General features: G+C 51.8%; 20 protein-coding genes. 13 read left to right on the top strand and 7 right to left on the bottom strand.

Features of this window, described 5'->3' with window-relative positions; genetic code table 11:
• Positions 1 to 4 precede the first annotated feature (4 nt).
• Genes KO492_RS00480 through KO492_RS00460 form a run of 5 tightly spaced genes read left to right on the top strand, consistent with a single transcriptional unit; the run spans position 5 to position 5,060 of the window.
• Positions 5 to 1,144 (top strand): ABC transporter ATP-binding protein, encoded by a 1,140-nt coding sequence (locus KO492_RS00480; protein WP_066605390.1) that lies wholly within the window; start codon positions 5 to 7, stop codon positions 1,142 to 1,144.
• Entirely contained in the window at positions 1,141 to 1,896 is a 756-nt protein-coding gene (locus KO492_RS00475) for an ABC transporter permease (RefSeq protein ID WP_303495015.1), read from the top strand. Before KO492_RS00480 ends, KO492_RS00475 begins: the two co-directional genes overlap by 4 nt.
• 35 nt (positions 1,897 to 1,931) lie before the next feature.
• Positions 1,932 to 2,819, top strand: coding sequence for a glycine betaine ABC transporter substrate-binding protein (locus KO492_RS00470; protein ID WP_066605392.1), 888 nt, complete (start codon positions 1,932 to 1,934; stop codon positions 2,817 to 2,819).
• 51 nt (positions 2,820 to 2,870) lie between these two features.
• Complete coding sequence (locus KO492_RS00465) at positions 2,871 to 3,719, top strand: nitrilase-related carbon-nitrogen hydrolase (RefSeq protein ID WP_066605404.1); 849 nt, start codon at positions 2,871 to 2,873, stop codon at positions 3,717 to 3,719.
• 3 nt (positions 3,720 to 3,722) lie between these two features.
• Positions 3,723 to 5,060: an MmgE/PrpD family protein gene (locus KO492_RS00460; protein ID WP_216043177.1), complete on the top strand. Its 1,338-nt coding sequence runs from the start codon at positions 3,723 to 3,725 to the stop codon at positions 5,058 to 5,060.
• 71 nt (positions 5,061 to 5,131) lie between these two features.
• Here the strand turns inward: KO492_RS00460 and KO492_RS00455 are convergent, their stop codons facing one another.
• Positions 5,132 to 6,478, bottom strand: coding sequence for an NAD(P)/FAD-dependent oxidoreductase (locus KO492_RS00455; RefSeq protein WP_216043176.1), 1,347 nt, complete (start codon positions 6,476 to 6,478; stop codon positions 5,132 to 5,134).
• A 272-nt stretch (positions 6,479 to 6,750) separates the two neighbouring features.
• Here KO492_RS00455 and KO492_RS00450 point away from each other — a divergent pair, with 272 nt between their 5' ends.
• The 3 genes from KO492_RS00450 to KO492_RS00440 all read left to right on the top strand — a co-directional run bounded on the left by KO492_RS00450 (position 6,751) and on the right by KO492_RS00440 (position 10,190).
• The gene (locus KO492_RS00450) at positions 6,751 to 8,019 is read left to right on the top strand and encodes an aromatic ring-hydroxylating oxygenase subunit alpha (RefSeq protein ID WP_252735158.1); all 1,269 of its coding nucleotides are present in this window, start codon (positions 6,751 to 6,753) and stop codon (positions 8,017 to 8,019) included.
• On the top strand, positions 7,977 to 9,092 hold the full coding sequence (locus tag KO492_RS00445) for a flavin reductase family protein (protein WP_216043175.1): 1,116 nt from the start codon (positions 7,977 to 7,979) through the stop codon (positions 9,090 to 9,092). Before KO492_RS00450 ends, KO492_RS00445 begins: the two co-directional genes overlap by 43 nt.
• A gap of 111 nt (positions 9,093 to 9,203) precedes the next feature.
• Positions 9,204 to 10,190 carry a GlxA family transcriptional regulator gene (locus KO492_RS00440; protein ID WP_216043174.1) on the top strand — a complete coding sequence of 329 codons (987 nt, stop codon included), beginning with the start codon at positions 9,204 to 9,206 and terminating at the stop codon, positions 10,188 to 10,190.
• A gap of 695 nt (positions 10,191 to 10,885) precedes the next feature.
• On the opposite strand, the gene KO492_RS00435 is transcribed toward KO492_RS00440, so the two are convergent.
• The 6 genes from KO492_RS00435 to dctP form a co-directional block, all read right to left on the bottom strand.
• Positions 10,886 to 11,320 (bottom strand): GlcG/HbpS family heme-binding protein, encoded by a 435-nt coding sequence (locus KO492_RS00435; protein WP_216043173.1) that lies wholly within the window; start codon positions 11,318 to 11,320, stop codon positions 10,886 to 10,888.
• A 9-nt stretch (positions 11,321 to 11,329) separates the two neighbouring features.
• Positions 11,330 to 13,471, bottom strand: a complete 2,142-nt coding sequence (locus tag KO492_RS00430) for a malate synthase G (RefSeq protein WP_216043172.1) — start codon at positions 13,469 to 13,471, stop codon at positions 11,330 to 11,332.
• A gap of 69 nt (positions 13,472 to 13,540) precedes the next feature.
• On the bottom strand, positions 13,541 to 14,791 hold the full coding sequence (locus tag KO492_RS00425) for an NAD(P)/FAD-dependent oxidoreductase (protein ID WP_252735157.1): 1,251 nt from the start codon (positions 14,789 to 14,791) through the stop codon (positions 13,541 to 13,543).
• Positions 14,792 to 14,921: 130 nt separating this feature from the next.
• Positions 14,922 to 16,229 (bottom strand): TRAP transporter large permease, encoded by a 1,308-nt coding sequence (locus KO492_RS00420; RefSeq protein WP_216043170.1) that lies wholly within the window; start codon positions 16,227 to 16,229, stop codon positions 14,922 to 14,924.
• A complete protein-coding gene (locus KO492_RS00415) occupies positions 16,226 to 16,822 on the bottom strand; it encodes a TRAP transporter small permease (RefSeq protein ID WP_216043169.1) in 597 nt (198 codons plus the stop codon). The genes KO492_RS00420 and KO492_RS00415 overlap by 4 nt, the downstream gene beginning before the upstream one ends.
• 67 nt (positions 16,823 to 16,889) lie before the next feature.
• Positions 16,890 to 17,897: a TRAP transporter substrate-binding protein DctP gene (gene dctP, locus KO492_RS00410; RefSeq protein WP_216043168.1), complete on the bottom strand. Its 1,008-nt coding sequence runs from the start codon at positions 17,895 to 17,897 to the stop codon at positions 16,890 to 16,892.
• Positions 17,898 to 18,089: 192 nt separating this feature from the next.
• On the opposite strand from dctP, the gene KO492_RS00405 reads away from it, so the two are divergent.
• From KO492_RS00405 to KO492_RS00385, 5 genes are all read left to right on the top strand, one after another.
• Positions 18,090 to 19,493 (top strand): PLP-dependent aminotransferase family protein, encoded by a 1,404-nt coding sequence (locus tag KO492_RS00405; RefSeq protein WP_216043167.1) that lies wholly within the window; start codon positions 18,090 to 18,092, stop codon positions 19,491 to 19,493.
• 71 nt (positions 19,494 to 19,564) lie between these two features.
• The gene (locus tag KO492_RS00400; protein ID WP_216043166.1) at positions 19,565 to 20,953 is read left to right on the top strand and encodes an ethanolamine ammonia-lyase subunit EutB; all 1,389 of its coding nucleotides are present in this window, start codon (positions 19,565 to 19,567) and stop codon (positions 20,951 to 20,953) included.
• On the top strand, positions 20,953 to 21,672 hold the full coding sequence (gene eutC, locus KO492_RS00395) for an ethanolamine ammonia-lyase subunit EutC (protein WP_216043165.1): 720 nt from the start codon (positions 20,953 to 20,955) through the stop codon (positions 21,670 to 21,672). Before KO492_RS00400 ends, eutC begins: the two co-directional genes overlap by 1 nt.
• A gap of 404 nt (positions 21,673 to 22,076) precedes the next feature.
• Positions 22,077 to 22,352 (top strand): ribbon-helix-helix domain-containing protein, encoded by a 276-nt coding sequence (locus tag KO492_RS00390; RefSeq protein ID WP_216043164.1) that lies wholly within the window; start codon positions 22,077 to 22,079, stop codon positions 22,350 to 22,352.
• The gene (locus KO492_RS00385) at positions 22,339 to 22,689 is read left to right on the top strand and encodes a type II toxin-antitoxin system RelE/ParE family toxin (protein WP_216043163.1); all 351 of its coding nucleotides are present in this window, start codon (positions 22,339 to 22,341) and stop codon (positions 22,687 to 22,689) included. Before KO492_RS00390 ends, KO492_RS00385 begins: the two co-directional genes overlap by 14 nt.
• The last annotated feature ends 415 nt before the right edge of the window (positions 22,690 to 23,104 follow it).

Raw genomic sequence — 23,104 nt, 5'->3', positions numbered from 1 at the left:
CGCTATGATCAAACTGGAAAAACTCTCCAAAATTTTTGAAACACCAAATGGCGGGACCGTCATGGCGGCCGACAAAGTGTCGCTTGAAGTGGCCAAAGGTGAAATTTGTGTTCTGCTTGGCCCCTCTGGGTGCGGCAAGACAACGACACTTAAAATGATCAACGGGTTGATCCCGAAAACCAGTGGTAAAATACATGTTGCGGGGCGGGATACGGACACGATTGATCCGGTCGAATTGCGTCGATCCATCGGCTATGTGATCCAACAAATAGGTCTTTTCCCTAACATGACAATCGAGGACAATATTTGCATTGTTCCTGATCTGCTGGGTTGGGAACGGAGCAAAGCGCGTAAGCGCGCCGCCGAGCTTCTTGATCTGGTGAACCTTGATCCCAGTATTTTTCTCAAACGTTTCCCAAAAGAACTATCTGGTGGCCAACAACAACGTGTAGGCGTGATCCGTGCATTGGCGGCGGACCCGCCCGTATTGCTTATGGATGAACCCTTTGGTGCGATTGACCCCATCAACCGGGCGGTCATCCAGGACGAGTTTTTGAGAATGCAAACGGAACTGCGCAAAACTATCGCTTTTGTCAGCCACGACATCGACGAAGCGATTAAAATGGCCGATAAGATTGCGATTTTTAGAGACGGTAAACTCGAACAATTCGACAGCCCTGACGACCTTTTGGCGCGTCCGGCCAACGATTTTATCGCAAGCTTTTTGGGCTCTGACCGCACGCTCAAACGCCTCAGCCTGTTAAAAGTGTCTGATGTCATGCTCAGTGGCCGTATCCGTGTGAGCGCCCAAGATGACGTCGCCACGGCTCGCGATATGATGAAGGAGGCCGGCCATAAGAATATTGTCATGGTGGGGCCGCGTGGGCGTGCGCGCGGTTATTTGCATCTCAACGATGTTGTGGAGGCCTCCGGCACGGTCGAAGAACATTATCAGGCTTTGCCGACCACGGTGAATGTTGATGCCGATTTGCGCACGGCGGTGTCGCGAATGTTCCGTCATGACATGACATGGATGGCCTGTGTCGATGATGACGGTTTTTTCAAGGGTTTCATCACCCAACGCGCCATCTCTCATCAATTGGGCGCAACCTATCGCGACACCCCGACGGAGGGTTTGACGTGAGCAGGAGTATTCGGGGCGCCGACGTATCTGAAACTATGAAAACACGCGCTGCATTGGTCCTTGGTATTGCTCTCGGTGCTGCTCTTACAGTGGCGGCACAGGGATATTTTGGCGAGATTTGGCGGACTTATTCCGAGGATATCATCTATCTCACGAAACAACATGTCGTGCTGGTATTGATCTCTTCGGGTCTGGCTATTCTTGTCGGTGTGCCTGCGGGCATTTTACTCAGCCGTGACTTTATGCGGCGCTATTCTGAAACCCTGTTGCAGGTCTTCAATATCGGAACGACGATCCCGACGCTGGCGATCCTTGCGTTATCGATCACACTATTGGGTATCGGGTTTAAGCCCGCCATTTTTGGCCTTTGGGTGGCGACCTTGTTGCCCATCGTTCGCAATGTGTTTCAGGGGTTGCGCGACGTGCCTGCCCACCTCAAAGAAGCTGCACAGGGCATGGGCATGACGCCTCTACACATACTGCGCAGTGTGGAACTCCCAAATGCACTTTACGTTATGTTCGCCGGAATTCGGACTGCTGTTGCTGTCAATGTCGGGACAGCGCCTCTGGCCTTTTTAATCGGCGGGGGCGGGCTTGGTGAACTGATTTTCACCGGTATCGACCTCAATGACATGCAGATGCTGCTTGCCGGTGTCATCCCCGTCGGGCTGCTTTCGATGTTGGCAGACTATGCGCTCGCAAAAGGGCAATTCTGGCTCATCCCTCGCGGGGTCAACCCGCTCAGACCTTAAAAACAATGACAAACTTATCCAACGGAGACGCACTCATGATGAAGAAACTTTCAACTGCCGCAGCCAGCGCGCTGTTCGCTGCCACGACCTTTTTCGCCAGCGCTACACAGGCGGACGTCATCAAAGTTGGAGGTAAAAACTTTACCGAACAGCTTTTGATCACCCAAATCACGACAGACCTACTTGAAGCAAACGGGTATGATGTCGACAAGCTTGAAGGCATGGGGACCTCTGTTGTGCGCGCTGCCCTTGAGAACGGCCAAGTCGATATCTACTGGGAATACACCGGCACCTCACTCGTGACCTTCAATAAAATCGAAACAAAGATGAATGCCGAAGAAACCTATGCGACGGTCAAAGACCTTGACGCCAAACTCGGCATCACATGGCTTGATCCGTCCCGCGCCAATAGCACCTATGCTTTGGCTGTGCGTAGGTCAGATGATAAGGGCTTAAGCTCGTTCTCAGATATGGCTGCGGCATATAACGCAGGGGAAAAGCTCAAACTGGGTGTAAATGCAGAATTCCCCAAACGCCCGGACGGATTGCCCGGACTGGAAGAGACCTATGGTTTTGACATGAAGCGGTCAAACCTTGCGTCGATGCAAACCGGCTTGATCTATGACGCGCTGAAAACCGAAAACTTGGACATCGGTTTGGTTTTTGCCCTCGATGGCCGTATCGAAGCATTTGATTTCAAAGTGCTCGAGGATGACAAAGGGTTCTTCCCGAGCTACGCGCTAACCCCGAACATCCGTACCGAACTTCTCGAGGCCGACCCCAAAATTGGTGAGCTTTTGAATTCTGTCTCGGCGATCATGACTGATGATATCATGCGTGGGCTTAACGCGATGGTCGATGTAGATAAGAAGACTATCGAAGAAGTTTCGCAAACCTTCTTGAAAAACCAAGGTTTGATTTAAAATCAATCGCCGCTTCCCGAAGGGGGAGCGGCACGTTTACAGGATACGATGATGCGCCACCGCGATGTCCTACACTGCGCCTGTGCGCAGCTTGAACATACCCCGGACAGTCCCGACACATTGTTCAATAAACATGTGGCCTTTCTGGAAGAGGCCCAGGACGGCCAGATCGATCTGACGGTGTTTCCCGAAACCTCTTTGACGGGCTATCCCGCAGATGGAGATGCCGTACGCAATTCGGCAATCTGGGCTGACGATCCGCGGCTTCTTGCCTTGGCGCAAAAATGTCGTCACGGCTATGCGGTGGTCGGGTTTGTCGAACATGGCCGCGGGGGCCAATTTTACAATTCCATCGCGTGGTTGCACAAAGGTGAGGTGCTCAAGATCTACCGCAAGATCAACCTGCCGACATATGGCCGCCTCGACGAGGGCAAATATTTCACTGCCGGCAAACGCACTATGACGCTGGATATTGACCGTCACTGGATCTGTGGCGGCATGATCTGTGCCGACAGTTGGGATCCAGGCCAGCTTTATCTGTCGGCCATGCGAGAGAGTACGGTTTTGGCTCTACCGATCGCTTCGACAAAAGAAGGAGTTGGTGGCGGGTTCTCGAACGAGGCGGGCTGGGATCTGGTCGGTCGCCATACAGCGATGATTTATGGCCTACCCATTCTGATGTGCAATTGGACCGGACCGCACCTTGATATGCATTTTTGGGGTGGCTCGAGGATTTTAGGCCCTGACGGGACGCGCTACGCCCATGCCGGAGACGACGAAGCGCTTTTGACCACTGAGATTGCTTATGCGGATGTGATCCACGCACGGCAAACAATGCCGACCGTGCGTACTCTGATGCCTCAGCTTTTGCAGCGTGAACTGCCCGGTCTATTGGAATGAGAAATGCCAAATTCCAACGATATAAATAAATTTTTGAATGAAATTCGCTGGGCGGATGTGCCGGACAGAGTTCAGGCCCGCGTCCGTTTTTTGCTTTTGGATTTGCTGGGGACAGCTTTGGCTGGAACGGGAACAGAGTTGCATGCGGCTGTTTTGCAGTATGCAACTCGCAATCTTGATGGTGATCATGCGCGGGTCTTGTTTTCGGGCGTCACGCTATCGCCAGAAGGGGCGGCGCTTGTTGGTGCGATGACCATCGACTCTGTGGACGCACATGATGGTCACAGATTGACCAAAGGCCATGTAGGTTGCGGACTTTTACCGGCACTCTTGGCCATTCTGGATGATCGTCAAGTTGCTTTGAGTGGTGAAGATTTTCTGACATATTTGGCGGCTGGATATGAGATCGGTACGCGGGCCGGCATCGCTTTACATCGCACCGCATCCGACTATCACACAAGTGGGGCGTGGATTGCCGTCTGTGTCGCGGCGTTTTGTGGGAAGCTGATGGACTTGCCCCCTGACGTCTATGCCCACGCATTGGGCATTGCCGAATATCATGGGCCGCGCAGCCAGATGATGCGGGTGATCGACCACCCAACCATGCTTAAGGATGGTTCCGGTTGGGGTGCTATGGCTGGGATTTCTGCTGCTGCCCTCGCAGAAGCGGGGTTCACGGGTGCTCCTGCCATAACGGTTTTGGGCTCGGATGTGGCTGATATATGGGCCACACTGGGCGCGGAATGGGAAGTTATGAATCAATATATAAAAGGGTTCCCCGTCTGCCGTTGGGCACAACCTTCTGTACAGGCGGCGCTTGATCTAACTCGCGTTCGCCCATTGCGCCCGGAGGACATTGTCTCAGTTGAAATCGAAACCTTTCACGAGGGCACGCGTCTGTTCAAAGGTATCCCCTCAACCACCGAAGAGGCGCAATATGCCATCGGGTTTCCCGTGGCCGCGGCTCTTTTGCGGGGGCGCGTGGGAGTAGCTGAGGTTTCCAAAGCCGCCTTTTGTGACCCCGATTTGCGTGCTGTGTGTGAAGGTCTTTCGTTTAAAGAAAACGACGCGTTTAACGACCTTTTCCCAGCAGAGCGTTGGGCGAGATTGTCCGTGCACCTGTCCTCAGGCGAGGTGCTGACCACACCTGCAACACAGGCGAAAGGCGATCCCGAGACGCCCTACTCGGAGGCCGAGCTCACCGCAAAATTCTACGATCTGGCAGGGGAGGCAGCCTCCCGCCCGCGGCTTGAAGCGATCCACGCAGCTGTTATGGGGCTGGATGGCTCTGGTGCTTCGCTCATCCGGTTGCAAGATCAGATTTTCCCAAAAGCAAAATGAACGCGATTTGAACACACTGCAATTGCAAAAGGGGGGCCGAAGGCCCCCCAATCTCTGTCTGCGTCTCTCCATTAACTCCAAGGATAGGGGCTGTTGGACACAGGGTGCAACTTACCTTCGGCGTAGCGGGAAAACCGGAAGGGGGACAAAAGCGTTGAGGTTTCAGCGGTAATTTCCTGCGCCACAAGTTCACCTACACCAATCATTTTATAGCCGTGGTTGCTGTCCGCGATGACATAGCAGTTTTCGCGAAATACATCGAAAACCGGGAAGCTGTCCGGGGTGAAACAGCCGACGCCCCCTGAGGGTTCATTGAGGTATTTTGGCATGGTGCCCGAGAAACGCGCGTTACAATGCGCCAGTGCGGAAACCCACATATGGGCGAATTCCGGCGAGGCGATGAATTCCGGTGACGAAGGGCCGTAAGGGTCAAGGGTGACATCATTGGCGGGTTTGTCGACCCGATAGGGCATTGCTCCCCCTTGAATGCCGCCAAAATTGAAGTCGGGTTTGTAATAAATTCCCCACATATCTTCGGTGATCACAGAGCCATCAACATCAGACAAAAGCGGCGCGTCGGTGTCGACGTGGATCACCGGAGGCATCTTTCCGTCATTGGTTTTAAAGCTTTCGGGATCGACGCGCAAAACGCCTTCTTCGAGCTGCCAGTATTTCCACATCGGCACGCTATCATGTATCTTGCCATCGGCGCCTTTGATCGAGATTGCATCCGGCAGATCCGCCATCGACCAGAAATCACGCACCCAAGGACCTGCGGCGATCACAAGATAATCACAGGCGATGTGGCCTTTGTCCGTGTCTACACCAATGATCGCGGCGCTCGCGCCATTGGCACTCTTGAGACCGGTGACGGTAACGCCACTCATGATGCGCACGCCTTCTTCTTCGGCCATTTTCGCCAAAGCATAGATTGCCGCAGCATTATGGGCATAACCGCCTTTTTTCTCATGTAGAATGGAGGTAATGTTTTTAGCCTGCCAGTCGTCGAAAAGGCCTTTCATATAGGTGTCGCACTCGGCTTCGCCTTCAATGAAGTCAGACTCATAGCCGATGGCTTGCTGTTCTTTGTGAATCTGCGCCACGTCTTCATGCATGCTTTCGGACGAGATTTGCATGTAGCCCACCGGGTTGTATTGGAATTCCTTTGCGTGGGCTTCCCAATGGCCGACGGAATGGGCCATCAGCTCGCGCATGGCGGGTTGAAAATAGTTGTTGCGCACAACGCCACAGGCGATGCCTGAGGCCCCTGCTGCGATGCCGCTTTTATCGATTACGACGATATCTTCGCCCGTGCCCTTGCCCGAGGCTTTGAGTTTCTTGGCCAGATGTAAAGCCGTAGATAGGCCGTGGATACCTGCTCCGATGATGAGATATGGTGTGCTCTTTGGGAAAGACATTTGGTTCTCCGTTTGTAATGCGACTCCCGTCGCTTTCTTTCCTAAGAATTGCGCGCAATTGCAGGGCATCAGACTAAGACCCACGACAATTTCTTTTGAAATAGCGCCATATGTTGAGCTTTACGTGTTTTAAAAGAAACGCACATAAAATGCTTAATATATTGGCAATTTGAGAATTTGGATGGTTCAGATTGGCCATTTTGCTTAGAGTATTGACGCATATTCGAAAGCAAGTGGCGTGGCTGACCCGTAGACTTATCGAAAGAGATATCATGATCGATACGGGAGCTCGGATCACTATGGATGCCACCAAGAATGCCCTGCGCAGCGCGTTGGACGACTGTCAGGACGGCTATTCCTTGCCACAAGCATTTTACAATGATGACGCTATATTCATGGCCGATTTACAGGCTATCTTTCAAAAAGAATGGATTTTTGTTGGGCCGGAATGTGAACTCCCGAATGCGGGCGACTACGTCACGCTGACTATCTATGACACGCCGATCATTGTGCTTCGCGATCATGATGGCGTCATTCGCGCCTTTCACAACTCATGTCGCCATCGCGGATCGCGTTTGTGCGATAAAACGCGTGGTCATACGGGGCGTCTGGTCTGCCCCTATCATCAATGGACCTATGAGCTCAGCGGGGCATTGGTCTCTACGCGCTATATGGGTGATGCTTTCGATCAAGATAAATTCCCGTTGAAGTCTGTGCATGTCACATCGGTTGAGGGGCTTGTGTATATTTGCCTCGCCGAGACTGCGCCGGACATCGACACATTCCGCGCGGCCGTGACACCCTACATCAAACCGCATGCTCCACAGCGAACCAAGATTGTTCATGAATCAGTGATTGTCGAAGAGGCCAACTGGAAACTGGTGATTGAGAATAACCGTGAATGTTATCATTGCGCAGGCAATCATCCGGAATTATTGGTGTCTTTGGTGGAAATGGCCTTGCCAAATGACGCGCGATTTGGCGACGAGTTTCGTATCATGGAGGAGAAAGGCAAGCTCTGGGATAGCCTCGGATTGCCCCATGCGCCTGTCGATGGCGGCACAGAGTTCCGCTGTATCCGTTTGCCGTTCCGTGATGGGGCCTATTCGATGACGATGGATGGAAAGCCCGCGTCAAAAAAGCTTTTGGGCGACCTCATCGAACCTGATCTGGGCTCTGTGCGCGCCTTTCGCATTCCGAACAACTGGCATCATTTCCTCTCTGAAATGACCATTCATTTCCGCGTTTTGCCACTCGGTCCGAACAAAACCGAGGTGCGTACCACATGGTGTGTTCACGAGGATGCGGTCGAGGGCTGGGATTATGATATCGAGCATCTGTCTCGTGTCTGGATCGAAACCAATGATCAGGATAAACGCCTCGCAGAAGAAAACCAACGCGGTACGAAATCTTTGGGTTATGAGCCGGGCCCATATTCGGAAATATCCGAATTCATGATCCTAAATTTCCTCGATTGGTATCGCGGTGCTATGGAGAATTGGTTGAGGGAGACCGGCCGTCAATTGCAGGCGGCGGAATAAAGATGGCTATGGATATGATTGTCCCCGCGTTTCCCAAAGCAGGCGTTCCGCGTCACCCGGTCGAGCGGCTAACAGTTAAGCTCAAGGCGAAGCGTCGTGAGACGCCGGACACGATGAGTTTTGTGTTCGAGGTCATGGAAGGCGTGCTGCGTCACTATCCGGGGCAGGCGGTCTCGCTTGACTTGCCCGTGCCGCAAGGTACGGTGACACGCACCTTTACGGTTGCCTCAGCGCCGAACCTGAACAATTGGTTTGAACTCACGATAAAAGCTGCGCCGGACGGTTATGCTACGCGGTGGATGCAAGAGGTTTTGGCAGTAGGGGACGAGATCACTGGACGAGGGGCTTTTGGCACGTTCTCGATCATGTATTATCCGAACACGCCGCTGTTGTTGATCGGCGGCGGAAGCGGGTTCACTCCGATGATGTCGACACTGCGGTGGCTATCTGAACGCGGCGAAACGACGGATGTAGTGGTCATTCAGGTCGCGCGCAGCAAGAAGGACCTGTTGTTTCGCGAGGAACTGGACCAGATCGTTACTCAAATGTCGACGATCAAACTGTTTAACGTTTTGAGCGCGCCCCGAAAAGGCGAGGCTTGGTCCGGTTATCGTGGGCGCCCTGATCGCGCGATGATCCGCGCCATGGTGCCGGATGCGTACCGGCGTCAAACTCTGTGTTGTGGTCCAATAGGATTTATGGATCACATGGGCAAGGTTTTGCGCGCCGAAGGGTTAGACCGCGCGCGTTTCCTCACCGAAAGCTTTGGTCAAAAGATGGCTGTGCCTCAAGATGTCGTTCAGCCGATCAACGGAGATGGCATCACGGTTTCTATCGGCGCGCAAACCTTTGATGTCGCGCCGGATGTTCCTTTGTCGACGTCTTTGGCAGCTGCGGGAAAACGCATTCCGACCGGTTGTGGAGAGGGCCAGTGTGGCACTTGTCGCGTTCGGCTTCTTGAAGGGGAGATCGAGATGGACCACCAAGGCGGGCTATCGCAACAAGAAGAGCATCAAGGCTATATTCTTGCTTGTTGCACACGGCCCAAAACCGCGATTAAGATCGCGATATGACCTGTTACATCGGTGAGTATATCTATATGCTTGATACTTGCCGATGCCCCATAGAAATAAGGTTCGCATAACATCAATCCAGCACAACTGGAGCGCGGATTTTGGAAACGCATGACCGACATCACATCACGCACAACGGGATCTGGACGGGTGGGGCGAGATACTCCGATCCGGTTTGAGTTTGCGCTGTTGAACAATGTTTCCATGCTCTCCGTGATCTCTGCGATAGAGCCCTTGCGCGTTGCCAATCGAATGGCTGGGTATGAGTGTTATAGCTGGGATATTGTCAGTGAGAATGGCACCGAAATTCATGCCTCAAACGGGCTGCAATTCGCCAGTTCGGGCCGCATGGGCGAAGGTCGTGTGCCTGATTATACCTTTGTTTGCGCAGGGCTGAGCCTCGAAGCAATCCACCCGACACGACTGTCGGCTTTTTTAAACCGCCGTGCTGCGGCTGGCGTGTGTGTGGGGGCAATTTCTATGGGATCAATCTTTTTGGCGCGCGCCGGATTGTTGCAAAATACGCGATGCACGATCCATTGGGAAGGCTTGCCCGCTTTCAAAGAAGAGTTCCCAGATATTCACGTGTCACATGCTATCTATGAAGTCGACAATGGCATCATGACCTGTGCGGGCGGCATGTCTTCTTTTGATATGATCATGAGTGTCATTGCGCGCGATCATGACGCATCACTTGTCACGTCAATCATAAATCAGTTACAATTGGATCGGGTACGCTCTGAGGTGACTTTGCAATCGAGCGGTTCGATGAAATTGCCGGACACCGCACCAAAGCATCTACGTCACGCCGTAATTTTGCTTGAAGAAAATATGGAATACCCGCTGTCACCAACAGACCTTGCCGAAGCCGTGGGCACCAGTCGCCGCACGCTTGAACGGATGTTTCTTAAGCACACGGGGATGACGCCATCTAAGTTCAGTAAAGTCCAGCGACTGGAGCGTTCAAAAGACCTGTTGCAGCACAGCGGACTTTCGATACTCGACATCGCCTTGGCGACGGGATTCAGATCTGGCTCTTATTTCTCTTATTGTTTTTCGGAATATTTTGGGCTCCCTCCGTCGCAAATTCGGAGGTAAACATCGATCCGCCTCGAAAGCGGGGCAGATCCAAGTCGACAAGTTCGCGTGCGTCATGGGGGGGTGATCAGACTGTGCCACCAACAAACCTTGCGCAGAAGGGCGGCGATGATCGCAATATCTCACTTTACTTTGTGTTGCCCCGGCATGCATCAGACATTTGAACACGATAGGCTGTGTATCTCGCGCGGTCATTGACGTCACCGAGACCATTCCGCTTCAACTTCACTTTCGTGGCGACCGGACCGGAGCGGCGACCAGAGCGTTTGTTACGCTGCTGAGAAATAGAAAAAAGACATTCAGCAAGATATGGAATTGAGGGATTGTCTTACATCAGATTGATTTAATGTTGTCCGAGACAGATAGCGACCGTCAGGTCACATGTTTTCAATGGTTTGTGGCGGCAGTATGAGGGATGCTCTGAACATTCTGTTCTCGATAGGTATGTTAAGATTACACTTTTCGCAGATACCCATGTCGCAAATAGATTCATAGTGATCTGGCCTCTGTTTACACGCCTCCTAAGCGTTTCTTAAAGGTCTTATGGGCCAACCTGCCCATTCTCAAAATCCCCATTGTTCCGTAGATATTGCCCAAAATATAAGGACATAGACAGATGCGTTTAGTGCTTCGGAGACGAGACGCAAAAGTTTTTAACGAGGTGCAGAGAGGGCAGGTCAGGTTAAAGACGTTTGTTAGACTTCAGCCGATATATGCGCATAAAATGCATCAATCCCGGCTTGTGCACAGGCTTGGTCTTGTGCCGGAGTTCCCGAGCTTACGCCGATGCCTCCAACGACCTGGCTGTCAACAATAACCGGAAGTCCTCCTCCAACAACCATAAGTCTGCCGCCGATTGCAGACGCAATTCCATATGCGGGAGCGCCTGGCTGGCTTGCAGAGCCATACTCATGAGTAGGCTTTTTGGCCGCGGAAGCTGTGAAGCTCTTGTCAATTGCTATCGTAGAAGACGACACTTTGCCGCCGTCCATACGTTCGAAGGCGATGAGGTTTCCGCCCTCGTCAGTGATGGCGATACACATAGGGACGCCGATTGTATTGGCATGGGCTCGGGCACCGGCAATTAAGATATTGGCGTCATTAATGTCGAGACGTTGAATTGTCAGCATGGTTTTTCCTTATGCAGATTTTGCAGCACGACGTGCTGCGTGAAGAAGTGGCTCGGTATACCCGGAGGGTTGAGCGGCACCTTTGAAAACAAGGTCACAAGCAGTGTTGAATGCGATGCCATCAAAAGCCGGCGCCATCGGGCGATAATTGGTGTCCTGGGCATTTTGCGCATCAACCTTGGGCGCCATACGCTTGAATGAGGCCATGATTTGTTCGCGTGAACAGAGGCCATGCATCAACCAGTTTGCAAGATGTTGGGCAGAAATCCGCAGCGTTGCCCGATCTTCCATAAGGGCAACATCGTGGATGTCGGGCACTTTAGAACAGCCGATGCCTTGATCCACCCAGCGCACCACATATCCAAGAATGGACTGACAAGAGTTGTCCAGTTCTTGCTGAATGGTATTTTCTGAGAGATTGCGTCCGCCCAGCAAAGGCGGCGTCAGTAGCGCAGACAATGATGCTCTATCGCGTGTTTTCAAAGTGTTTTGCAGTTCGGCGACATTGACCTGATGATAATGGGTCGCATGCAAGGTTGCAGCGGTTGGAGAGGGTACCCAAGCGGTCGTCGCACCCGACTTCGGATGAGAAATTTTGACCGTTAGCATTTCTGCCATTTCATCCGGCTTGGCCCACATTCCTTTCCCGATCTGCCCTTTGCCAGACATTCCAGCTGCAAGACCTGCGTCGACATTTCCATTTTCATAAGCAGGGAACCAGGAAGCGCTCTGCATCTCGCTTTTTGGCAATACCGGTCCGGCCCGCATGGAGGTGTGGATTTCATCGCCTGTACGATCCAAAAAGCCAGTATTGATAAACACGCAGCGATTTTTTACAGCATGAATACAGGCCAGAAGATTTGCGGAAGTGCGACGTTCTTCATCCATTACGCCGAGTTTGACTGTATTTTCAGGTAGACCCAGCATGTTTTCGACACGACCATAAAGCGTATCTGCAAATGCAGCCTCCTCCGGGCCGTGCATCTTGGGCTTCACTACATAGATTGAGGCTGTACGGGAGTTCTTGGCTTCAGGTTTTGCCAAATCATGCATCGCAGCGGCGACTGTCACGGCAGCGTCGAGCATGCCTTCCGGCGTTTCTTTTCCATCCATAAGAACCGCGTCTGTGGTCATGAGATGACCAACATTGCGCACAAGAAGAAGTGCACGCCCCGGATGGACAATTGTTTCGCCATTCGGCGTTGTATATTTGATATCGGGATTAAGTTTGCGCGTGTATGTTTGACCGCCTTTTTCAAAAGTCTCGGTCAAATCGCCTTTCATCAAACCGAGCCAATTGGCATAGGCGACACATTTGTCTTCAGCGTCGACAGCTGCGACAGAATCCTCACAATCCTGAATTGCAGTTAGCGCACTCTCAAGGCGTATATCGGCAATATGTGCTGGATCGTTTTTGCCAATCGAAGACTGGCCATCGATGACAACCTCGATCAACAATCCATTGACGCGCAGCATGACGTTGTCACTGTCTGTCGTGCCGGCAAACTGCTCAACCTTTGCAAGATTCGTAACGACATCATTGACCGTAATGGAAAGGGCACGCCCTGTGTCCGTCTCGATTGTAGAGATCGCGGTAACATCGGACCATGACCCATTTTCCAGTGGCGCAACAGCATCCAGATGTGCACGCGCTTTGGCGATGACTTTTGCTCCGCGCTCTTCATCATAGCCTGTTCCTTTTGCTTTACCCTCAATTGCGTTTGTGCCGTAAAGCGCATCGTATAACGATCCCCATCGCGCATTTGCCGCATTAAGAGCAAAACGAGCGTTCATGACAGGCACAACAAGCTGCGGCCCAGCCAAAGTAGCAATTTCGGGGTCAACATTCTGGGTGCTGATTTCAAAGGGGGCGGGGTCCGGCTGAAGGTAGCCGATGTCGCGCAAGAAAGCTTCGTAACTGGCGAGATTAAAGGGAGCGGCGCGGTTTGCATCGTGCCAGGCATCAATTTTTTCCTGCAAGTCAGCGCGCTTTTGCAGAAGCTCGGCATTTATGGGCATCAGATCAGTCAGAAGTGCTGCATAGCCGGACCAGAACCTGTCCGGAGTGATCTCCAAGAGCACCTGTTCTTCGATCAGTTTAGCCAGTGGGGCCGCGACGGATAGGCCGTGGCGTGAAACATATTCAGTCACAGAAAAATCCTCTGTTGTTCTTAAGTTTGGTAGGTTTTGTTGATGTGCGTGAAAGCAGGAGATTTACGTTCAGAGAAACCCGAAACGCTTTCCTGATAGGCCCGAGGCGTCCGGATCTGGAGCTTGGCCAGTCACCATGTCCGTAACCATTCGTCCGGTTAAACCGCCGAGGGTTAGGCCAATATGTTGGTGGCCAAAAGCATGAATGATGCGTTCAGATTTTTGGGATGGACCAATCACGGGCAAAGCGTCGGGCATTGTCGGACGAAAGCCCAACCATTCTTCGCTCGGGCCATCAAGTTGCCCAAACATTTCCTCCGCCCTGCGCCGCAAATAGGTTATCCGGTTCGGGTTTGACGGAGCGCTTAATGCGTCAAGTTCGACCGTGCCGGCGAAGCGAAGACCCAACTCCATCGGCGTTGCATAAAAACCGGCTTCTGCCCACCCAACTGGACGCGAAAGTTTGTTGCGATGATTTGCAAACGTAACATGATAGCCTCGCTCCACTCCAAGAGGGAGACTTTCAACTCCGGCCCCTTTGATTGACTTTCCATGTGCGCCTGTTGCGACAACAAAATGCCCCGACGTCAATGTATCTTCATCATGCAAGTGGACCGTCACCCCCTCGGCCGCGGCTTCAACTGATGAGACAGCTTTCTCTATAACTGTGCCGCCATTTCGCATGAAATGGTTTTGCATCCGCTCCACAAGCTTTTGTGGGTGCAAAATATACCGAGTTCCCTGAAACCGAAGGCCTCGGTGCATTGGCATTTTCAGATTAGGCTCAAGGGAACGGATTTCATCCGGCCCGATCTCCTGCATGGCAACGCCTTGTCGTCTGCGCAATTCAATCCCCTGCCGCGCATCTTTGAAACCGTCTTTAGTGGCCCAAACATAAAGGCAATCTTCTTCAACAATGAGATCCTCTGCCCCAATCTCTTCAATCAAAGGATCAAGTCCAGCGTCTGCTTCTCGCAGCAACGCGCCCAATTGCGTACCGATTGCTTCGACGCGGCTTGATCGGCAGTTCATTAAAAAAGATAGCATCCAGCGCCAGTTCTTAATGGCGTACCAATAGTTCACTGTAAGTGGGCTATTTTTTGAAAACAGCAGACTGGGTAAAGATGTTACGACGGAGGGGCTATTGATCGGCACGCAAGCATAAGTTGCCATAGTGCAGGCGGGTCCGAAGGTCGCACCTGACCCAGCAGCGTTTGCATCACAAATTGCCACCTGAAGTCCTCTGCGCTGTGCCCACAAAGCTGTGGACATGCCCACAATACCCGATCCTGCGATCGCCACATCGTATTGATTGGCCAATTTTCTCTTCCTCCAAAGCCTAAGGGCTATTTCCATCGGTCGTTTCTCAGGAAGGCGCACGTTCCGCCGCTTTCCTGAATTTGATAACTATTTTTTGTTTTCGAAGGTTCTTAATGCTGAAGTCGCCATATCAGTTCAGACCAAGAACCAAGCTCGGTAGCCACATCGAGAGAGCCGGAATGAAGGTCGTTAGAAGCACCACCGGAAGATAGGCAAAGAACACGAAAACCAAGGCGGGCTTCAGCATGCCAGAAAGGCTTGTTTTGCCGATTAACGCTGCGAAGTACAGAAGCGGAGCTGTCGGTGGTGTGATCAATCCCATTCCAAGATTGGTTGCAATGATTGCGGAAAAATGGATGGGGTCCACACCGGCTTGTTTCATCACGGGCAAGAGAAGCGGTGCTGCGAGCAGAATGCCTGATACATCTTCCATGAACATGCCTATGATCATCAGGAACAGGTTCGCGAGCAAGAGTAGGACAATGGGGTTTTCACTAACGCTCAGGAAGGATTCCAGAATTTCCTGAGGTACATTTTCAAGTGTCCAAATCCGACCCAGCATAGAGGCAAAGAAGATCATGATCATCAACACGCCGCTGGTTTGACCCGCACGCCATAAAACCTGCCCCAATCCGCTCCAGGTCATCTCACGATAAACATAGATGGCAACAGGGATTGCATAAACCACTGCAACGGCAGCCGCTTCGGTTGGTGTCGTAATGCCACCATAGATGAAACCCAGAATAATCAGGGGCATCATGAGGCCCGCGGCGGCCTTCTTTGTCCGAATGAACGTTTCTCCCACGATTGCACGCATAGGAGCAGGTTCAGGCTGCTTCAACGGCATTCTGCGTGTCAAAATTAAGTTCCAGAAACCCAGTAAAGTCAGGAGTATCAGGCCAGGAACGATTGGCGCTAAAAAGCAAGCGAGGATTGAGGTACCAGTTACCCAGCCATACAGGATCATCGATGCGCTGGGGGGGATAAGTAGGGCCAGAACCGATGAGGCTGCCACAAGCGCTGCGGCATAACCGCGGTCAAAACCACGCTCAACCATGCGAGGGATCATCACAGTGCCGATTGCCGCAACAGCAGAACTTGCCATGCCGGAAATGGCACCGAAAACTGCTGTGGTAACAATTAGGACAAGCCCGAGCCCTCCGCGCAAACGGCCAATTATGGAGTCGGCAAGATCGACCAGTCGCGTCGCAATCCCGCCAGCTCCCATGATGCCACCAGCCAAAATATAAAGTGGAATAGCGATGAGAACAATTGAGTTGAGTTTGTTGAAGCCGGCTCCAACAAGAAAGCTCGTAGACCCGAAATCACCAAACATCATTAAGAGCAAAGCTGCCCCTGCAAAACAAAATGGGACAGGGACGCCAATGATTAAAAGCAGCGTCAAAAGGCCTGCATCCATTAAAATAAGTGGGTTCATGACAGGGCCTTTCCTGTGAGAAGAGCTTGAATACGCATGCCACACTCGATGAGAAAGTAGAGTGTCATAAGCGCCATGCAGAATGGAATAACCGCGACAACCCACGACATAGGAATGCCTGTCTCGAGCGATACAGTTCCGCGACGGATAACAAATTCGAGGTAGTCCCACGTCCAAACCGTCATCCACGCTGATAGCAATACTGTCAGGAGTGAGGCAAAGACCTCAACCGCCAGCTGCGGGCGACCTTTTGGAAGAATGAGTTCTACAAGGCTCGCAGAAATATGGCCGCGTTCCCATGCGCCATGGGATATTCCGAAAAAATATAGAAAAACTGCTGAAAAGGTAGCGAGTTCCTCAATCCCGAACAGGGACATACTAAAGAAATACCGAGTGATCACCTGAGTAAAAACCAGCCCTGTAAGAGCAATGCCACAAAGGATCATGATGGCTCGTTGCAGCTTGATTGTCGCGTTCCAGACGGAAAGTGGAAAGCCTTTCAAAAAACGAGGGGTATTCACACCATCGGGATGGAAGCTTCCAGCTGCCGAAACCTCTTCGGCAATAAGAGTGTCTGCGTCTTGTTGTTCCATTTGAAGCCAGTCCTAAACCGGAGATAAATATTCCGGCCGACCGAAAGAGGCCGGCCGGATGTGGGGATCAGTTGAGGTTGAGAGCGCTACGAAGCGCCTCGTAGGTCTCGTCCCCCAACTCATCTTTGATCTCAGGCCAAACCTGGCTGCGCACTCTGTCTGCGATCGCTTCCAGCTGTTCTTTGTCATAAGTTACGACAGTGACACCCATATCGCGCATTTTCTGCAGTGACGCCTCGTCTGCAGCCTCGACTGCGATGAACTGTTCATTGGAAACCTGTTCCGCGGCTTCACGAATGGCGTCTTGGAATTCAGGGCTCAGATTGTTGAAGCTGTCTGAATTCATAAAGATGAAATCGGATTCAAAGTGATCGTTATATTGAATCCAAGTTTTTGTAATGTCGGCAAAGTTTTCGAGTGTAATCGTGGCGGTTACACCAATCTGACCATCAACGACGCCGGTCTGCATTGCAGTGTAGAGCTCAGAAAAAGGCACTGCTGCGGTGTGGTAGCCCAAATTCTCGAGCAGCACTTTGTGTGTGGTTCCACCGGGCCAGACTCGTACTTTCAGGTCATGTTTCGCATCCAGATCATACGGATCGTTAACCTCGGTCGGGAAACCCGCTCCACCCATGCCTGAGCCGTAAACTGCAAGGGGAGTCAAACCTTGTTCACCGATAACCTCTTTGACAATTTCGAAAACGCTACCGCCCGGCGCGAGTGCGACGCGTGCCGTGTCATAATCTGAATATGCGTAGGGGAACCATGTGATAGCCAGTCGCTTGTCAGACGAAGTTGCAAGAGGCTGCATCGCAATATCGACTGCGCCTTCGATGACCTGTTCATAGACTTCAGTCCAATCACCAAGCTGGCTACCAGGGTAGACTTTAACGGTCAGCTCGCCATCGGTCTTTTCAGAGACCAGATCAGCAAAATGTTGCGCTGCGATAGCGCCATCCGATCCGGGCTGTTTTAACGTCGACAAACGTAGGGTTTCTGCTGAGGCCATAGCGGCAAAGCCAGCCGACAAAACGGCGGCGCAACAGAGTGTTTGCAAGTAATTTTTTTTGTTCATTTGAACCTCTCCTGTGCGGTTTTTGATCGTTGAATCGCCTCACCAGCTATTTTCGTATGCTTTTTTGAGTCAAACATTTGCGCAAAAATGTTCGAATGTGTGCCATACAATTTGCATTACAAAATGGGTTGATTTTAATATGTATTCAGTGTCAACGTAAGTCTTGTGGATGGATAAAATCTGGGTAACATCTTGGAAAAAAATGATAAAATAAAATGTGCATTCGAGAATGTAGACATCAAGAGTGGGACGGGGCCCGTTTACCAAAAGCTATGCAATGCCATTGTTTTACTCATAGAGTCTAAAAAATTAGCAGAAGGCGATCGACTTCCTCCACACAGAGATATCGCACAATTTGTCGGCGTAAATGTTTCGACGGTGACGCGTGCCATTAAATTGCTTCAACAACGTGGGCATGTTGAAAGCCGTGTGGGTAGCGGTAGCTTTATACGCCCCCCTCGACCACGTTCACCACGTTCTGGTGTCGTTGAGACCGAAGGTGTTTGCGATTTATCGGTCAACCGACCCGCCACGGATGCCTATTTGCATATACTGGAGCGCATATTGCCTACGCTGCCGCTCCATAGTCATTTCCGCATGATACAAGATTACCACCTCCCGGAAGGGGATGAACGCGTGCGCCGCGCTTTTGCTCATTGGTTGGCGCCTGCTCTCGGTCATGAGGATCCAAACCGTTTAGTTGTCGTGAACGGATGCCAGCATGGCATGTCCTGCATTGTCGAAACGATTGCTCAGCCTGGAGACGTGATCCTGACAGATCAGATCACGTTCCACGGATTTATCTCGCTTTGCGCAGCAAAGGCTATTCGACTTAAATCTGTCGAAACTGATCAGGCAGGCATGGTGCCGGAAGCCTTTCGGGAGGCATGTATCCACAATCGCCCCAAAGCCGTGTTTTTGATGCCCAACAACCATAATCCTACGACAGTAACATTAAGCGCACGGCGCCGGAAAGCTCTGGCCGACATAGCTCGGGAACACGGTGTCTACATCATTGAGGATGATGTATGTGGACCGCTCATGGACAATCCCCCGCCGACGATTGCCTCTACGCATCCTGATATCACTTTTTATGTGACCAGCCTTTCGAAGTGCATCGCTGCAGGAACGCGTCTCGGTGTCGTGTCCGCGCCCCCGTCACAAGTGGCTGCGCTTGCTGGAATGTTGCGTTTGAATTGCTGGAGCACAAATTCACTCATGAACTTCATCGCAGCCACGATGATTGAACAGGGGAGTATGGACGAAATCATCGCAACTGAACGTGCGGAACTGCGTTCGCGAAATAAAATTTTGAATGAATTTCTTCCTCTGTCACAGACCCCCCGTGAGCCAACATCGCCATTTGCTTGGATTGAGCTTCCTGAGCCTTGGCGTTGCTCTACTTTTGTAAAGAGCGCCGAACAAGCCGGTGTATGCGTGCTGACAGGAGAGGCCTTTAGCTTTTCACAAACTCCACTTCATGCTGTTCGCATAAACATCAATGCAGCACGTTCCGGAGAAGACCTTCGGAAAGCTTTGGTTATTCTGCAAACCCTCGCGCAGACCGGTTACCGCAAGGCACTGATGGGCGTGTAGACCAGGTTCTCCTGGGATGTTTCAACCTTCAAACAAGGGAAGATTTCTTTCCTTTCCAATGGACAAAAGCAATGAGCTATTCAACAACAGTCGGACAAACCCGCTATCATTTTAAGACCTTAAAAGAACTGTTGGCGAAGGCCTCTCCAGAACGCTCTGGGGATGAATTGGCAGGAATTGCAGCAGATGGTCCTGTTGAGCGATTGGCGGCTCAAATTGTCCTTGCGGATCTTCCTTTGCGCGCGTTTTTGCAAGAAGACATTTTGGGAATTGATGGCGATGAGATTACGGATCTTATCTTTTCGCGCCACGACCCTTTAGCATTTGCTACGATCGCTCACCTTACCGTCGGGGAGTTTCGTGAATGGCTGCTTGCTCCGACGACAACAACCGAGGTGCTGACCAGATTGCGCCCGGGACTAACGCCCGAAATGGTTGCGGCAGTTTCCAAAATCATGCGGCTTCAGGATTTGATTGCTGTGGCCGCAAAATGCAGGATCGTCACCAAACTCCATAATACTCTTGGGCTTGAAGGGCGGATGGCAACGCGAAATCAACCCAATAGTCCAACCGATGACAGTCGCGGTATTTTAGCCTCGGCGATTGATGGTCTGATGATGGGCGCTGGAGACGCGATGATCGGAGTGAACCCCGCCACGGATACTGTGGAAGACTACATTCGTGTCGTCTCCCTTCTCGACAAGCTTTGTCAAACCCTTGAAATTCCCACTCAGCACTGCTGCCTCGGGCATGTTACTGTGGCGATAAAGGCAATGGAGCAAAATGCTCCTATTGACCTTGTCTTTCAGTCCATCGCGGGGTCGCAAAAGGCCAATGAAGGGTTTGGGATAAATCTTTCGACCCTGCGAGAAGCACATGAGGCGGCTCTCGCGCTCAACCGTGGGACTGTTGGAAACAACGTAATGTATTTCGAGACGGGGCAGGGGGCAGCCCTCTCGGCAAACGCACATTTCGGTATGGATCAACAAACAATTGAAACCCGTGCATATGCGGTCGCACGAGAATTTCAGCCCCTTTTGGTGAATACTGTAGTCGGTTTTATCGGGCCTGAGTATCTTTTCAATGGCAAGCAAATCATTCGGGCAGGGCTCGAAGATCACTTCTGCGGTAAATTGTTTGGCCTCCCGATGGGTGTGGATGTTTGTTACACGAACCATGCCGATGCAGATCAACAGGATATGGATAACCTTCTGGTTTCATTGTCAGCTGCGGGCGTGACCTTTGTGATTTGTGTGCCGGGATCGGATGACATCATGTTGAATTATCAAAGTCTCTCCTCGCATGACGCCATTTTTGTGCGCGAGACTTTGGGTCGTCCACCGGCCCCTGAGTTTGCGGCATGGATGGTGAAGAACGGGATTACTGATCCACAAGGCCAGATGCGTGACGATCTTCTTTTAAACAAACACACCCTTATGGCATTGACGGAGGCGGCATAATGTCCACCGACATCACCCTGCAAACACTCGAAGAAAAATTGCGTGAAATGACGACTGCGCGTGTTGGCATTGGTCGCTCTGGCGGAGGATGGACTACGAAAGCAACTTTATCTTTTGCCTTGGATCATGCGCGCGCACGCGAGGCCGTTTGGTCGGGGATGAACTTGCCTGCCTTGCAAAGTGCTTTTGCTAAATGGCCGCTAAGCACTGTAAGCAGCGCCGCTCATGATCGCGCAACTTATGTAAGGCGTCCTGATTTAGGGCGGGTTCTCGCGCCGGGGGAAGATCTCTCCAGCCTTCCAAAAGGAAAAATTGTCATCGTCGTTGCAGATGGACTGTCTGCGACGGCTGTAAACAAGAACGCAGTATCCGTCGTTTCGGGGCTGCAAGACCTTCTTTCCGAACCAGCGCCTATTGTTCTTGTCGAACGCGGACGCGTAGCCATAGGAGATGACATTGGTGCTGCAACTGAGGCTCGTGCTGTAGTCATGCTAATCGGTGAACGACCTGGGCTATCTTCAGCTGACAGTCTTGGGGCATATATTACCTGGGAACCCAAGCCGGGGCTTCCGGACAGCCGTCGCAACTGCATCTCAAATATCAGGGAAGGCGGGCTATCACCTGCATATGCGGCCGAGCGAATTGTGCTTTTGCTAAAACAAATGGAACAGATGCGCATTTCAGGGGTCGCACTCGATTCGAATGCACTGACCGCATGAAGGAAACCGGATGAAAGTCGTGCCGAGCCGGCCCGTGCGAACCAGGCATGGCTGAAGATAGAGTGGCACCAGATAGTGGCGAAAAAACCGCAAAATCTTTAAAAAATATGAGAATCTGCGTCAGTGCGAGCCCCTTATGTGCTATGTAAACAACTTGAAAAAAGCGGCTCCGAGGACACGTCCCTACGGTAAATGTTGACGCTGCTGAGAGCCGCCTCTCGAAGTCGGCTTCTTCTTCAGCACTTGTTGCTTGTCCGCGAAATAATAGGGAGATCAGCTCCCGACGAAATCTTAGCGATCGCGCAGTAATGGGTGCAAAGTCAGTGCGGTGACCAACTTGGATGGGTATCTTGCCTTGAATGCAGTGCTACTAAGTGCTACCTTGCTGCCAAAGGAGGACTGGCATGACTGTGAAATCATCGATCTCTTTGTCGGACCCGCAAGACAGGTTTGCTCGTGGCCTCGTTGAATCTGGGAAATATGCCAGCCTGAGTTCCGTCCTTCAGCATGGACTTGATTTGCTTCGGCAAAAGACCGAAGCTGAGGACTTGGAGGTGGCTGCGTTGCGGCAACTTGTCGATCGGCGCCTGTCGGGGACAAGGGTTTCGTCGGCAGACATGGATACCCGTATCGAACAGATGATTGCGCGGAAATTGCAGTCAGATAATGTGGGATCTTGAGTTCACCGCAGAAGCGGAATGGGACTTCGAGCTTATTTTTGACCATCTTGCGAGCTCGTATGTCGAGTTGGGCGATGAGACAGATGCCGCACTCATACGTGCAGCCAGTCGGATCCGCGGAATAAGAACTTCGGTGAATGTGTTGACGCAATCGCCCCACATGGGAACGTTGCGATCTGATATTCATGCGGGCCTGCGCTTCGTGCGCATGGAAAAGACCGCCATCTGGTTCTTGCTGGATGAAGAACGAACCTGCGTTGTCGTAGTTGCTCTGTTCTTCGGAGCGCAGGATCACATCCGTCACATGCTGGCACGAATGCTCGCCGGGAAAACCTGAAAGAACGCGCGTCATGCGTTGATAGATGCCTTCAAGGAAGGTTAGAGCATCAGGAATTTCTCTGAGATCAACATTTACCGTAGGGGCGTGCTCCGAGGAGCCGCCTGAGTGCGTGTGAAAAGTCACAGATCTATTTTGGCACTTTGGGGAAGCCCAGCTTTGATGATGCCTCGCACAGTGTCAACATGTTGTGCGATGCGCGGACTTGTTTGTGGAAAAGGCATCAGGTGTTTACGACGCACTACCGCCACGAAAGATATTGTTCCGTCTTTGCTTTCCGCGTCAGACCTTGAATTCATCAAATATGTCGCCAATTTCCTTTCCCGCAGCAGCAAGTGCTGCTTGTTTTACCCTGTCTCCGGTGTATTTCTTACGCGCTTGTTGCGATGTGAATAGCCCCTTATGTATCGGAAGT

It is taken from the genome of Celeribacter halophilus (genome assembly GCF_018860305.1).
GTDB lineage: Bacteria > Pseudomonadota > Alphaproteobacteria > Rhodobacterales > Rhodobacteraceae > Celeribacter > Celeribacter halophilus_A.
This window is presented reverse-complemented; position numbering and strand designations above follow the sequence as displayed.

What these genes read in the sequence shown, in the direction of transcription:
- KO492_RS00465 (WP_066605404.1), top strand. Translation starts at nt 2,871, where the DNA reads ATGCGCCACCGCGATGTCCTACACTGCGCCTGTGCGCAGCTTGAACAT.
- KO492_RS00460 (WP_216043177.1), top strand. Translation starts at nt 3,723, where the DNA reads ATGCCAAATTCCAACGATATAAATAAATTTTTGAATGAAATTCGCTGG.
- KO492_RS00420 (WP_216043170.1), bottom strand. Translation starts at nt 16,229, where the DNA reads ATGAACCCACTTATTTTAATGGATGCAGGCCTTTTGACGCTGCTTTTA.
- KO492_RS00390 (WP_216043164.1), top strand. Translation starts at nt 22,077, where the DNA reads ATGACTGTGAAATCATCGATCTCTTTGTCGGACCCGCAAGACAGGTTT.
- dctP (WP_216043168.1), bottom strand. Translation starts at nt 17,897, where the DNA reads ATGAACAAAAAAAATTACTTGCAAACACTCTGTTGCGCCGCCGTTTTG.
- KO492_RS00450 (WP_252735158.1), top strand. Translation starts at nt 6,751, where the DNA reads ATGATCGATACGGGAGCTCGGATCACTATGGATGCCACCAAGAATGCC.
- KO492_RS00400 (WP_216043166.1), top strand. Translation starts at nt 19,565, where the DNA reads ATGAGCTATTCAACAACAGTCGGACAAACCCGCTATCATTTTAAGACC.
- KO492_RS00480 (WP_066605390.1), top strand. Translation starts at nt 5, where the DNA reads ATGATCAAACTGGAAAAACTCTCCAAAATTTTTGAAACACCAAATGGC.
- KO492_RS00455 (WP_216043176.1), bottom strand. Translation starts at nt 6,478, where the DNA reads ATGTCTTTCCCAAAGAGCACACCATATCTCATCATCGGAGCAGGTATC.
- KO492_RS00415 (WP_216043169.1), bottom strand. Translation starts at nt 16,822, where the DNA reads ATGGAACAACAAGACGCAGACACTCTTATTGCCGAAGAGGTTTCGGCA.
- KO492_RS00385 (WP_216043163.1), top strand. Translation starts at nt 22,339, where the DNA reads ATGTGGGATCTTGAGTTCACCGCAGAAGCGGAATGGGACTTCGAGCTT.
- eutC (WP_216043165.1), top strand. Translation starts at nt 20,953, where the DNA reads ATGTCCACCGACATCACCCTGCAAACACTCGAAGAAAAATTGCGTGAA.
- KO492_RS00440 (WP_216043174.1), top strand. Translation starts at nt 9,204, where the DNA reads ATGACCGACATCACATCACGCACAACGGGATCTGGACGGGTGGGGCGA.
- KO492_RS00470 (WP_066605392.1), top strand. Translation starts at nt 1,932, where the DNA reads ATGATGAAGAAACTTTCAACTGCCGCAGCCAGCGCGCTGTTCGCTGCC.
- KO492_RS00435 (WP_216043173.1), bottom strand. Translation starts at nt 11,320, where the DNA reads ATGCTGACAATTCAACGTCTCGACATTAATGACGCCAATATCTTAATT.